This window comes from Janthinobacterium sp. GW458P (assembly GCF_002127585.1).
In the GTDB taxonomy this organism is placed as follows: domain Bacteria; phylum Pseudomonadota; class Gammaproteobacteria; order Burkholderiales; family Burkholderiaceae_D; genus Janthinobacterium.
The window spans coordinates 51,672-63,894 of record NZ_NEGZ01000042.1; the positions used below are offsets into that span (position 1 = coordinate 51,672).

The 12,223-nt window shown below is 64.1% G+C and carries 11 protein-coding genes; 4 read left to right on the forward strand and 7 right to left on the reverse strand.

Annotated features, from left to right (window positions below):
* The first annotated feature begins 946 nt into the window (after positions 1–946).
* Positions 947–3,187 (forward strand): TonB-dependent siderophore receptor, encoded by a 2,241-nt coding sequence (locus CBW50_RS20255; RefSeq protein WP_157792432.1) that lies wholly within the window; start codon positions 947–949, stop codon positions 3,185–3,187.
* Positions 3,188–3,196: 9 nt separating this feature from the next.
* Here CBW50_RS20255 and CBW50_RS20260 read toward each other — a convergent pair whose 3' ends face one another.
* Positions 3,197–3,955, reverse strand: coding sequence for a nucleotidyltransferase domain-containing protein (locus CBW50_RS20260; protein WP_172404834.1), 759 nt, complete (start codon positions 3,953–3,955; stop codon positions 3,197–3,199).
* A gap of 113 nt (positions 3,956–4,068) precedes the next feature.
* On the opposite strand from CBW50_RS20260, the gene CBW50_RS20265 reads away from it, so the two are divergent.
* The gene (locus tag CBW50_RS20265; RefSeq protein WP_086147218.1) at positions 4,069–4,635 is read left to right on the forward strand and encodes a methylated-DNA--[protein]-cysteine S-methyltransferase; all 567 of its coding nucleotides are present in this window, start codon (positions 4,069–4,071) and stop codon (positions 4,633–4,635) included.
* A gap of 58 nt (positions 4,636–4,693) precedes the next feature.
* The gene (locus CBW50_RS20270) at positions 4,694–5,068 is read left to right on the forward strand and encodes a DUF1294 domain-containing protein (protein WP_086147219.1); all 375 of its coding nucleotides are present in this window, start codon (positions 4,694–4,696) and stop codon (positions 5,066–5,068) included.
* Positions 5,069–5,083: 15 nt separating this feature from the next.
* Here the strand turns inward: CBW50_RS20270 and CBW50_RS20275 are convergent, their stop codons facing one another.
* Positions 5,084–5,803, reverse strand: a complete 720-nt coding sequence (locus CBW50_RS20275; RefSeq protein ID WP_086147220.1) for a hypothetical protein — start codon at positions 5,801–5,803, stop codon at positions 5,084–5,086.
* Between the two features lie 165 nt (positions 5,804–5,968).
* Here CBW50_RS20275 and CBW50_RS20280 point away from each other — a divergent pair, with 165 nt between their 5' ends.
* Positions 5,969–6,148 carry a hypothetical protein gene (locus CBW50_RS20280; RefSeq protein ID WP_099375752.1) on the forward strand — a complete coding sequence of 60 codons (180 nt, stop codon included), beginning with the start codon at positions 5,969–5,971 and terminating at the stop codon, positions 6,146–6,148.
* A 61-nt stretch (positions 6,149–6,209) separates the two neighbouring features.
* Here the strand turns inward: CBW50_RS20280 and CBW50_RS30230 are convergent, their stop codons facing one another.
* The 5 genes from CBW50_RS30230 to CBW50_RS20305 form a co-directional block, all read right to left on the reverse strand.
* Entirely contained in the window at positions 6,210–7,769 is a 1,560-nt protein-coding gene (locus tag CBW50_RS30230; protein ID WP_301178817.1) for a methyl-accepting chemotaxis protein, read from the reverse strand.
* A 542-nt stretch (positions 7,770–8,311) separates the two neighbouring features.
* On the reverse strand, positions 8,312–8,437 hold the full coding sequence (gene cydX / locus CBW50_RS20290; protein WP_076570210.1) for a cytochrome bd-I oxidase subunit CydX: 126 nt from the start codon (positions 8,435–8,437) through the stop codon (positions 8,312–8,314).
* Between the two features lie 173 nt (positions 8,438–8,610).
* Entirely contained in the window at positions 8,611–9,765 is a 1,155-nt protein-coding gene (cydB, locus tag CBW50_RS20295) for a cytochrome d ubiquinol oxidase subunit II (protein ID WP_086147222.1), read from the reverse strand.
* A 13-nt stretch (positions 9,766–9,778) separates the two neighbouring features.
* Positions 9,779–11,356: a cytochrome ubiquinol oxidase subunit I gene (locus CBW50_RS20300; RefSeq protein WP_086147223.1), complete on the reverse strand. Its 1,578-nt coding sequence runs from the start codon at positions 11,354–11,356 to the stop codon at positions 9,779–9,781.
* Between the two features lie 141 nt (positions 11,357–11,497).
* Positions 11,498–12,223 (reverse strand): ATP-binding cassette domain-containing protein (locus tag CBW50_RS20305; RefSeq protein WP_139842578.1); only part of this gene is annotated, 726 nt, incomplete at its 5' end.

Genomic DNA, 12,223 nt, shown 5'->3' on the forward strand with positions numbered 1-12,223 from the left:
CGCGTCGCGCGCGACAGACGGCTGGATGACGATATTCGCCGTCAACTCACCCTTGCCCTTGTTCACGAAAAAACTGCCATCCTGGGCGGCGATGTCGTCATTGAGGGGCACGACAAACACGCCGCCTTCCGACACCTTGATGGGCACGGCCGCGCCCGTGCCCTGCAAGGCCACGCGCACGTCGTCGATGGTGGCGCTCAGCTTGGCGGGAATCAGGCGCAAGGCCATGACCACGCTGCCGCTCGACACCTGCCACACCTTCTTCGCCGTCAGATAGCTTTCACGGTAAGCCGTGAAGCGCACGCGCGGCGGCTTCTGCTCGCTGCTGGCCGTGATCGTCACCGTCTGCGAGGGCGGCGCTTCCGCCGCGGGCGTCGTGGCGGCCACCGGCGGCGCTTCAGCCGCGGGCGGCGCGCCGGCGCTGTGCAGCGGCGCGGGAATGGCCGGCGTCGGCGCGTGTTCCTGGGCCTGGCCCTGCGACACGACAAACAACCATCCTGCACAGACTATCCATGTACNGCTGTGCAGCGGCGCGGGAATGGCCGGCGTCGGCGCGTGTTCCTGGGCCTGGCCCAGCGACACGACACACAACCATCCTGCACAGACTATCCATGTACGCATGCATTTCTTTCAATTAGGAAAATATTTTTTCAGCATCCACATTATGGCAGAAGCGCCGCCAGCGCGCCTCCCCAGCCGCATGCACTCTCTTGGTGCAAACGCTTGCTTATTTATCACATTCAGCCTATATTGATAATGATTCTTATTCACAAAATCGTGAAGGGAATACCGCGCCTTGTCTTTTCCACGCCCATCCGCGCCGGGCTTTACGGTGGAACTGCTATCCGAGCCAGATCCCGGGCCAGCCTCACGCCATCCCCCAGCTACTGCGCCTCTTGCCAGACGAGATAGGAAAAACGACGACTAAAAATACTCCAGGAATATGATGCAATCGACTATAGAACCGCGCCCTGCCTCCCATCCCGCCTTGCGCCCCCTGCCGCAGCTCTTGCGCCTCACCCTGTTCAGTCTTGCCGCCGGCATGGTCTTGCCGGCACAGGCGGCCGACGCCGTGCCCGGCGACACGCCCGTCACCATGCCGGCCGTCACCGTGCTGGGCCAGTCGACGGCCGGCACGGAAGGCACGCAGTCGTACACGGCCGGCGAAGCGCGCAGCGCCACGCGCATGGAACTGAGCTTGCGCGAGACGCCGCAATCGGTCAGCGTCATCACGCGCCAGCTGCTTGACGACCTGGGCGCCGTGCGCCTGGACCAGGCGCTGGGACAGACGACGGGCATCCAGGTGGGCCAGAACGACACGGAGCGCACGACCTTTTATGCGCGCGGCTTCGGCATCAACAATATCCAGATCGACGGCATGGCGCGTGGCGGCAATGCGCCGCTGCAAGACACGATTCTGTATGACCGCATCGAAGTCGTGCGCGGCGCCACCGGCTTGATGGGCGGCAAGGGCGACCCGTCGGCCACCATCAACATGATACGCAAGCGGCCCACGAAGCAATTCCAGGCCAGCGCCGGCCTCATCATGGGCCGCTGGGATGACCAGCGCGTCGAAGCCGACCTTTCCACGCCGCTGAACGCCGACGCCAGCGTGCGCGCGCGCACGGCCCTGGCGTGGCAAAAGCGCGATTCCTACCTGGACATGTATCACGAACGCAAGACGGTCGGCATGGCCATCGTCGAGGCGGACTTGCGTCCCGGCACCCTGCTGACGGCCGGCGTCGACTTCCAGGACAACCAGCCGACGGGCGCCACCTGGGGCGCCGTCCCCTACTGGAACGCGGATGGCAGCCTGGCGAACTTGCCGCGCAACACCAGCCTCACGACGCCATGGAGCACCTGGGCCAACAAGCAGCACACCTTCTTCACGTCGCTGGACCATCGGCTGCCCGGCAACTGGAATCTGCACCTGGGCTACGCGCGCACGGAAAGCACGAACCGCACCACCGTCGCCTACGCGGGCGCCGGCCATCCCGACCCGGCCACGGGCGAAGGCATGCGCCTGTGGACGGGCGCCTATGGCACAGGCGAAAAGAACAGCGACAATTTCGACGTCTACGCCAGCGGACCGTTTACCTTGCTGGGACGCAAGCACACGGCCATCGTCGGCTGGAATGGCGACAACCAGCGCTCCCGCTCGCTGGGTGGCAAGGCGGAAATCAACTACCCGGACTTCGTCCCCGACTACCGCAGCTGGACGGGCAATATTCCCCGCCCCGTGTTCCATCCCGACGGCTCGCATACGGAAACCGTCACGCGCCTGGCCGGCGGCTATGTCGCCACGCGATTGAGCCTGGCTGACCCGCTGCACCTGATCATCGGCGCGCGCAGCAGCACGTACCGCACGGATACGCGCAAATACAATAAGCAAGGCGCGTACACGGGCAGCGGCAACTTTGTGGAAACGCGCAATGAAGTGACGCCGTATGTGGGCGCCGTGTTCGATATCAACAAGCAATATTCGGCCTACGCCAGCTTCACGCAGCTGTTCAATCCGCAAACGAGCAAGGACCGCAACAACCAGTTCCTGGCGCCGGAAACGGGCGACAATGCGGAACTGGGCGTCAAGGGCGAATTTTATGGAGGCCAGCTGAACGCGTCGGCCGCCCTGTTCCACACGAAGAAAAAGAACCTGGCGGAACTGGACCGCAGCGTGCCGCCCGGCTTTTTGCTGCCCGACGGCGGCCAGGCCATGGTGGCCAATGGCAAGGGCGTGACGGCCAAGGGCGTGGAATTCGACGTGTCCGGCCAGCTGACGCCCGCCTGGGAAGCGAGCGGCGGCTATACCTATCTGCACGCGGCCGAGGCCGACGGCCGCCGCGCCGCCACCACGCAGCCGCGCCATTTGCTGCGCCTGGCCACCAGCTACCGCTTCGACGGCCGCCTGGCCGGCCTGAAGGCGGGCGCCAGCATGACGGCGCAAAGCGCCACCTACAGCGCATCGTGGTACGGCCGCCCGCCATCGGGCGAGATCACGAATATCCCGCAAGCGGGCTATGCACTGGTCAACGCCATGGCCAGCTATGCGCTCAGCCGCCACGCCAGCGTGCAGCTGAACGTGAATAACTTGCTCGATAAAAAGTACTACCGCAACGTGGGCTTCTTCGACGGCGTGTTCTGGGGCGAACCGCGCAACATCAGCCTGGCCGTGCGCACGGCGTTCTAAGCGCGACCATCACGCCGGCGCGCTGCGCCAGTGCGCCGGCGCCGGCAGGAAAAATCCGTCGAGCAGGGGGCCGCCCACGGGCGCCAGCACGGCGGCGGCCACTTGCGCAAACGCCTGCTGGCCGGCCGGCAAGTCGCCCGCGACCAGGCGCAGCGCGCCGTCGAGCTGCCCGGCGATGGCGGCGTCGAACGCCTGCAGGCGGCGGAACAGATGCTTGCCGCCGCCGCTCCACTGCCCCGCCGCGCGCAGACGCAGGTCGGCCAGCGCTTCATACAGCTGGCAGGCGACGGCCAGCGCCTCGCCCGGGTGCGTGCTGTCGACCAGGTCTTCCAGCGCCGTGGTGACGGCGTAGCGGCGGCGCCGCAAGTTCTCCACGTCGAGCACGGGCGGCCCGGCCCCGTCGATGGCTTGCGCCAGCGCAAGCAGCTGCGCGTACTGCGCAGCGGGTGCGACGATGTTTTCCCCTTCGAGCACCATCCTCGCCAGCGGCACCGTGCCGCCGGGCGCATCCATTTCCTTGCAGAAATACGTGAACGTGGCCATGTCGTGCGCGAACAGTTCCACCGTGCGCCCCTCGGCCACGATGGTGTCGCGCCAGGCGTAATCGACATGCTCGAACAGCAGCAGCAAGTCGATATCGGAAGTGGGTGTCTGCCGGCCCGTGGCGAAAGAGCCGCCGATGACGGCCGCCACGGCCGTGGGATAGCGTTGCTGCACCAGCCGCGCGGCAATGGCGCGGATGGCGTCGTAGGTAGGGATCGTCGTCAAAGCCAGTGCTCCATGTCGATAAAACACTATCCTACCCGCAATATGCATGCGGCCGCCATCCTGCTACACTGGCGCCATCTCATTCGCACGGCGTGCGTGGTCAAGGAACAGACATGGAATACGGCTGCATCGTGGTGCCCTCGCCCGTGGGCGAACTGACCCTGGTGGCGCGCGGCGCGGCCCTTGCGGCCATTTTGTGGGAAAACGACAAGCCGAACCGCGTGCGCCTGGGCGCCATGCGCGTCGATGACGGTTGCGCCGTGCTGCGGGAAACGGCGCGCCAGCTGGGCGAGTATTTCGCCGGCGCGCGCCAGCATTTTGAGGTGCCGCTCGATTTTGCCGGCACCGCTTTCCAGCAGGAGGTGTGGCGCGCACTGCTGACGATACCGTACGGCCAGACGCGCAGCTATGGCGAGATCGCGCGCCAGATCGGCCGCCCCGCCGCCGTGCGGGCCGTGGGCGCCGCCAACGGCAAGAATCCCATTTCCATCATCGCCCCCTGCCATCGCGTCATCGGCGCCACGGGCGAGCTGACGGGCTTTGCGGGCGGACTGCATGCCAAGGAAACCTTGCTGGCGCTGGAAGGCATCGCCCTGTCCAGCGACCGCGAAGCACTGAAAACGGGCCACGCCCGCCGCCGCGCCGTGCACATTGATACGGCGCAAGGCTGTTTATTTTAATCAGCGGCATCGCTGCCCGTGTGGGATACTCACGTCCCCGCTCAAGCCGACCCATCCTATGCCCTACCTTGCCATCCTGTTCTTTGTCGTCCTGTATTTGCTGGCCACATTCTTTTTCCACATCCCCGCCCTGGTCGCCCTCGTGTATGGCGTACTGAGCCTGAGCTGTTTCGTTGCCTATGCAATCGACAAGTCGGCCGCCAAACAAGGACGCTGGCGCACCTCGGAGCGCACCTTGCTGCTGCTGGGACTGTTATGCGGCTGGCCGGGCGCCGTACTGGCCCAGCAGTGGCTGCGCCACAAATCGAGCAAGCGCTCGTTCCGCATCGCGTTCTGGCTCACGGTCGCCGTCAATATGGGCGCTTTCGTGTATTGCAGCATGCATTACGCGGCGCCCGACATCGGCACCGAGGTCGCGCCCATCGAGCTGTAAGACTGCCCCAGGCCCTCACTCGCCCAGCAGGCGCAGCGATTCCAGCCAGTCCGCCTTCCACTCGCGCAGCAAGGGCTGCGTGGCGAAGGCCTTCTTCAGGTGCGCCATCGGCACGCGGTGCACATCGTGCAAGCCGAAGGCCAGGGTGACGGGATGCCACAAATGGCTGTTCTTGCCGCCGCGCGAATTCTTGCGCACGCGGGCGCCATCGTCGCCAAAGATGCCCACGCCGCCGGCCATCCCCTGGTCCAGGTCGACCTTGCCCACGCCGGCGAAGGCCATCAGAATCTGTTCGCGGCCCAGGCCCTTCAGGGCGCTGGGCAAGACCACGGGCGCCTTGTCCGCTGCCGTTTCGGCCGGCGGCGGGTGCTGCAACTCCTTGAGCAAACGCAAGAGATCGCGCTCCTGGAAGTGCAGGCCGTCCAGCGGCACGCGCAAGCCCGGCGCCTTGAGTTCGATGGCAATGTTACTGGAGTCGCGCGTAAAGCGCAGCCACACGTCGCCGGCGCCCGAGGCCAGGTGCTGCTTGTCCTCGATAAAAACCACGGGCGCCGCATAGCGCGTCACGCCGTCATGGAACAGCTCGCTCCACGCCTCGCTGTAGTCGAGCCAGACATAGGGCAAGCCGCCCTGCTCGAGCAGGCGCGCCAGGGTCCACGGCGTGCCCGTCTGTTGCGCCAGCCAGGCGCAGGCGTCCAGGGCGGTGGCGCGGTATGGCAGGGATAGGGAAGTCATGGCGGTTCCGTCGGTCAAAGTGGTGCGCAGTGTAGCAGACGCCGTCATCCGCTCCTGCGGCAGGCGCATCCGGCGCGCGGTTTTTGCGCGATGTGCTAGGCTGGAAGCATCCGTCCGCGCCAAGGCCGCTCCGGCCGCATGGCGCACCACCGCGAGGGGAATATCATGCATTCGAGCACCAACGCCGCCACCACGCCCGCCCCGCCACCGGAGCGCGATTCGCCCACGCCGGCCGGCGAAAGCCACGCCGAGGAAGCGCTCGATGAAGCGCTGAAGGAGAGCTTTCCGGCCAGCGACCCGATCGCTGTTGCCGTACCGAAACCAGCACCCAGGACGCCGGCCTGAGTCCCCTGCCTTTCCTGGCCGGCCAGGCGCCGCCCCGGGGGCGCAAGGCCGGTCACTGAGGTCACGCCAGCAATTTGAACACGCGCACGTCCTGCATCATGCTGTCCGCCTGCTCCTGCATGCTGGCCGCTGCCGCTGCTGCCTGCTCCACCAGGGCGGCGTTCTGCTGGGTCACCGCATCCATCTGGCTGATGGCCTGATTCACCTGTTTGATGCCATCGTTCTGCTCGTTGCTGGCGACGGCGATTTCGCCCATGATGCCCGCCACTTGCTGGACCGATGAGACGATTTGCTTCATCGTGCCGCCCGCTTCATCGGCCAGATTGCTGCCAAGCTCGACTTTTTCGACGGACTCGGCAATCAGCTGCTTGATTTCCTTGGCGGCACTGGCGGAACGCTGCGCCAGGGCGCGCACTTCCGATGCGACGACAGCAAAACCACGCCCCAGTTCACCGGCGCGCGCCGCTTCCACCGCCGCGTTCAGGGCCAGGATATTCGTCTGAAACGCGATGCCATCGATTACGGAAATGATCTCGACGATACGGTTCGAGCTGTCCTTGATCGATACCATGGTGGCGACGACACGCTCGACCACCTGCCCGCCCTGCACCGCTACCGCTGAAGCCGACAAGACCAGTTGATTGGCTTGCTGGGCGCTTTCGGCATTCTGCTGCACCGTGCTGGTCAATTGCTGCATCGCCGACGACGTCTGCTCCAGTGCACCGGCCTGAGCCTCCGTCCTGGCCGAGAGGTCCAGATTGCCAGCAGCAATTTCCTGCGAGGCTGTCGAAATGGTTTCAGTACCGCCACGCACACGGCCCACCGTATGACGCAGGCTCTCCGTCATGCTTTTCAGGGCACGCATCAGTTCGCCCGGCTCGTCGCGATAGTCGGTCTCGATATGGCTGCGCAGGTCACCGGAAGCGACAATGCGGGCAACGTGCACGGCGTCCTGCAGTGGCTTGGTAATGCTCTTGCTGATGAGCACGGCCACCGCAATCGCCGTGCCCAGCGAGAGCAGCAGTATCGCCAGCAGCAAGCTGCTCGCCACCGTGATGCGCGCGCCCGACTCCGCCTCTATCGCCGATGCCCGTTGGGTGGTCAACTCGACCAGTTGCTTGATGGCCTGCAGGTGCCGGGCGTAACTCGTCGTCATTTTTTTCATGGCAACGGCGGCGCCAGCCTTGTCCTGCGCCTCGATTGCGGGAATGAACTGTTGCAGTGCAACCGTATAGAAGTCCAGCGCCGGCGCATGCGCCTTGTTCAGCAACAGCCCGGCGATATCGGCATCCAGTGTCTCCCCCTTCCAGAATGCATGGCGCTCATCGTAATCATGCTTGAGCGTCTTGAATTGGGCGATCAACTGCGCCTGCTCGGCACGATCCTCGGTCGCCAGCAGCTGGAAACTGACCAGATACGATTCCAGTATGTACTCCGGCGGTGGCAATACGTCCGCAATCAGATCCTTGCTTTGCACTATTTTCTGATAAACAGGGCCGTTCACTTTCCATTCTTGCAGAGTCTTGAACGACCACAGGCCATAGAGGATGAAACCAACTGAAAAGATCACGATCAGCGCAGCCAGGCGGTGCGTTAGTTTGAGTCCCCTTATCATGCTCATAATGTTTTCCTTAGATTAACTATGCTTGCCTCTGCTTCAGCGACTGAGCTGACACTACTCTCGCGTGGGTGGCAGGCGATCATGCGACGCCAAATTCATTACCAAATCATTATTTTATTTTTACAAGAAGCAACTTATATTACCGCGAATTTCCACCAAATTGAAGTGAATTTAATGAAAATAAATGAAAACAACAAAATCAAAACAAAATACATGAATTTTCCCGCGAATGATGTGAAATATGCAAAGGCAAGCGCTAGCGACTTCCTCCTGTGCGGACCGCCCCGATCCGCGAACGCGGGTCTCGTCGATGACCATGCCGGGAGCGGGCAATGGAAAGCCGTGCGTGCGGCACGGCGCGGTGAAGTCCCACCGGTACGGCGACGCGTTCCATGTTGGCCGCACCACGCATCTCCCCGTGCATCACGGCATAATTATTGCGGTGGTTGCTTTCCGAAAATGCGGAAAACCATAGAAAAGCCCCGCCGGGCAGCGATGGTCAAACCATCGCGCCGGGCGGGGCCAGTCAAACCGACACGCGCTTACTTGGGCGTGTCGCGGTACTGCTCGGGCGTCGTGTCGCCATCGGCGACTTCATACCACATCGCATTGAGCACGGCGAAGGTCGCCGCCAGCGGCAGACCCAGTATCCAGGCGAAATACCACATAATTATTTCCTTTCTTCAATTCCAGCTTGATCGTTTTTACTATCAAACTAACGACACCTAACAAAACCGTAGCGAGCGGCAGCGATTTGTGGCCGAGAAGCGCAACCGTACTCCAGTACGGTGAGCATCGCCGGCCGCAAAGGGCGACGCGCAGGAGGTTTAGTCAGGTGTTCTCAATAAGCGTGACCGGTGTCGTCTTCGATGGCTTTGCCGTCAACCTTGCCCCACAGCACTCTATACACCCACGTCGTGTAGGCCACGATGAGGGGAATGAAGACGGCCGTGACGACCAGCATGATGAACAGGGTCATGTGGCTGGACGAGGAATCCCACACCGTCAGGCTGGCGCGCGGGTCGATCGACGAAGGCAGGATGAACGGGAACATGGCCGCGCCCACGCCGAGGATGATGCCGGCGATGGCCGCCGCGCTGGCCAGCAGGGCAGGCACTTCGCGGCGCGCGCGCTGGAAGGCGAAGGCCAGCAAGGGACCAAGCAGGCCGACCGCAGGAGCGATCCAGGTCCACGGGTGGGCCGCGAAGTTGGCGAACCAGGCGCCCGCGTGCACTTGCGCCGTTTTCAGCATCGGGTTCGACGGGCCGTCGACGACGGCGGCGCTGGTGACGCGGTAGCCGTCGACCCACAGCCACAGGGCCACGCCGGCGGCCGCATACAGCACGACTGTCGCGATCGCGGCCACGCTGCCGTAGCGGCGCGCACGTTCCGCCACGGCACCGTCCGTTTTCAGTTGCAGCCAGGTGGCGCCGTGCATCACCAGCATGGCCACCGAGACGAGGCCGCACAGCAGCGCAAACGGGTTGAGCAGCGCGAAGAACGTGCCGTCATAGAAGATGTGCATGTCCGGCGAGAAACGGAACGGCACGCCCTGCAGCACGTTGCCGATGGCCACGCCGCAGATCAGGGCCGGCACGAAGCCGCCCACGAACAGGGCCGCGTCCCAGCGGGCGCGCCAGCGCGGATCTTCGCGCTTGCTGCGGAACTTGAACGCCACGGGACGCACGATCAGCGCCACGAGGATGACGAACATGGCCAGGTAAAAGCCCGAGAACGAGACGGCGTACAGCTGCGGCCAGGCGGCGAAGATGGCGCCGCCGCCCAGGATCAGCCACACCTGGTTGCCTTCCCACACGGGACCGATGCTGTTGATGACGACGCGGCGCTCCAGGTCCGTCTTGCCGACGAAGGGCAGCAAAATACCGGTACCCAGGTCGAAGCCGTCCGTGATGGCGAAGCCCACCAGCAGCACGCCGATCAGCAGCCACCAGATCAGGCGCAGTGTTTCATAAGAAATCATTTCATGCAAAATCATGGTCTGGCCCTCCTCAGGCGCGTTGGGTATGAATGGCTGCGGCCGCTGGCACGGAAGCCGGCGGCGTTTCTTCCGGCCCCTTGCGGATGGCCTTGAGCATCAGCTTCATCTCGATCATCAACAGCACGGTGTAGATGGCGGCAAAGCCGGCGATGGTAATCAGGAGTGTCGACGCCCCCAGGTTCGATACGGCCACGGCCGTCGGCAGCACGCCTTCGATGACCCACGGCTGGCGGCCCACTTCGGCCACGATCCAGCCCGCCTCGATGGCCACCCACGGCAGCGGGATGGCGAACACGGCCAGCTTCAGCAGCCAGCGGTGCTTGTCCAGCGTGCGGCGCGTCGACAGGATGAAGAAGGTAGCGGTCAACAAGATAAAGAACATGCCCAGGCCCACCATCACGCGGAAAGACCAGAACAAGGGCGCCACGGGCGGCACGGTGTCGAGCGCGGCCTTGCGGATCTGCTCGGGCGTGGCCTGGCGCGGATCATCGACATAGCGTTTTAATAACAAGGCATAGCCCATGGACTGGCCTTTCGACTCGAACACGTCCTTCGCATCCTGCGGCACGGGGCTGCCCGGCGCCACGCTGCGGATGGTTTGCAGCGCGTCATAGGCCTTGATGCCATCCTGTATCAGCAGTTCGCTGCGGTCGACCAGTTGCTCGATGCCGGGGATTTCCGTCGTCAGCGAACGCGTGCCGATCAGGCCCATCACCATCGGGATGTGCACGGCGTAATGCGTCTCGCGCGCTTTCTCGTCAGGAAAGCCGATGGCCGTGAAGGCGGCGGGCGCCGGCTCCGTGGTCCACATGGCTTCGATCGCGGCCAGCTTCATTTTTTGATGTTCGGACGACAGGTAGCCGCTTTCATCGCCGAGCACCACCACCGACAAGGTGGCGGCCAGGCCGAACGAGGCGGCCACCGTCATCGAGCGCTTGGCCAGCTGCACGTGGCGGCCCTTCAGCAGATACCAGGCGGAAATACCCAGCACGAAGATGGCCGCCGCCGTATAGCCGGCCGACACCGTGTGCACGAATTTCGCCTGCGCAACAGGATTTGTCAGCACGGCGCCGAAATCCGTCACTTCCATGCGCATGGTCTGCGGATTGAAGGCCGCGCCGACGGGATTTTGCATCCAGCCGTTGGCGATCAAAATCCACAGGGCCGAGAAGTTCGAGCCGATGGCCACCAGCCAGGTGGTGACCAGGTGGCCCCGCTTCGACAGCTTGTCCCAGCCGAAGAAGAACAGGCCGACGAAGGTCGCTTCCAGGAAGAAGGCCATCAAGCCCTCGATGGCCAGCGGCGCGCCGAAAATGTCGCCCACATAATGACTGTAATAGCTCCAGTTCATGCCGAACTGGAATTCCATGACGATGCCCGTCGCCACGCCCATGGCGAAGTTGATGCCGAACAAGACACCCCAGAACTTGGTCATGTCGCGCCAGATGGGGCGGTTCGTCATCACGTAAACCGTCTCCATGATGGCGAGGATCACTGACAGCCCTATCGTCAGCGGCACGAATATAAAGTGGTACAGAGCTGTCAGCGCGAACTGCAGTCTGGATAAAGCGACAATATCGAAGTCCATATGATTTCCTTGGTATTTCCCGACTGTGTGTAAACTTGGTATTTAACTTGCTAACTATCTGGTGTAGTTCCTTTGGCGCCAGTGTTGCAAAGCGGTCAGGCAGCGCCGCCTGTCTCGCCCTTATTCTTCCCTTGTGCTTCGTCAATCCCCGCGCAAGCCCGCCAGCGCCGCCTCGAAGGCGTCCGTGCCGCGCCGCACGTCCTCGACGATGCGGCCGTCGCGGATGCGCAGCAGCCGGTCCGCCAGCGCCGCCTCGCGCCGCAGGTGGCTTGCGATCAGCAAGGTCCGTCCCGCGCTGCGCGCGCGCAGGCGCTGCAGCACGTCGATCGCCGTCTGCGCATTGAGCGCTTCCGTCGCCTCGTCCAGCAGCCACAAGGTCGATTCGTGCAGGAACAGGCGCGCCAGGGCCAGCCGACGGGCCTGGCCGCCGGACAGGCCCAGGCCGCCCTCGCCCAGCATGGTGTCCAGGCCGCCCGCGAAGGCCCGCACCTCGCCGTCCAGGCCGGCCGCGTGCAAGGCTTGCCACAGCTGCGCGTCGCTGGCGGACGGATCGGCCAGGCGCAGGTTGTCGCGCAGGCTGTCCTGGAACAATTGCGTTTTCTGCGTCAGCAGGCAGGCGCGCGGCGCGCTGACGCAGCCCGACAGCGGCGCCAGCTCGCGCGCGGCGATGGCCAGCAGGGTGGACTTGCCCGCGCCGCTGGGGCCGATCACGGCCACGCGCTCGCCGGCGGCCATGTGCAGCGATATGTCATGCAAAATTGCAACATTGCTGCCCGCATGCGCGGCGCTGACGCGTTCCAGGCGCAGGCCAGTCGCGCGGTCAGCGGGCGGCGCGGCGGCTTCGCGCGCATCGAGGCGCGGCGCCAG

Coding starts and splice junctions, on each gene's coding strand:
- CBW50_RS30230 (WP_301178817.1), bottom strand. CDS start 7,769: ATGAGCATGATAAGGGGACTCAAACTAACGCACCGCCTGGCTGCGCTG.
- CBW50_RS20280 (WP_099375752.1), top strand. CDS start 5,969: ATGCATTCGAGCACCAACGCCGCCACCACGCCCGCCCCGCCACCGGAG.
- CBW50_RS20265 (WP_086147218.1), top strand. CDS start 4,069: ATGGAATACGGCTGCATCGTGGTGCCCTCGCCCGTGGGCGAACTGACC.
- CBW50_RS20270 (WP_086147219.1), top strand. CDS start 4,694: ATGCCCTACCTTGCCATCCTGTTCTTTGTCGTCCTGTATTTGCTGGCC.
- CBW50_RS20300 (WP_086147223.1), bottom strand. CDS start 11,356: ATGGACTTCGATATTGTCGCTTTATCCAGACTGCAGTTCGCGCTGACA.
- cydX (WP_076570210.1), bottom strand. CDS start 8,437: ATGTGGTATTTCGCCTGGATACTGGGTCTGCCGCTGGCGGCGACCTTC.
- cydB (WP_086147222.1), bottom strand. CDS start 9,765: ATGATTTTGCATGAAATGATTTCTTATGAAACACTGCGCCTGATCTGG.
- CBW50_RS20275 (WP_086147220.1), bottom strand. CDS start 5,803: ATGACTTCCCTATCCCTGCCATACCGCGCCACCGCCCTGGACGCCTGC.
- CBW50_RS20255 (WP_157792432.1), top strand. CDS start 947: ATGCAATCGACTATAGAACCGCGCCCTGCCTCCCATCCCGCCTTGCGC.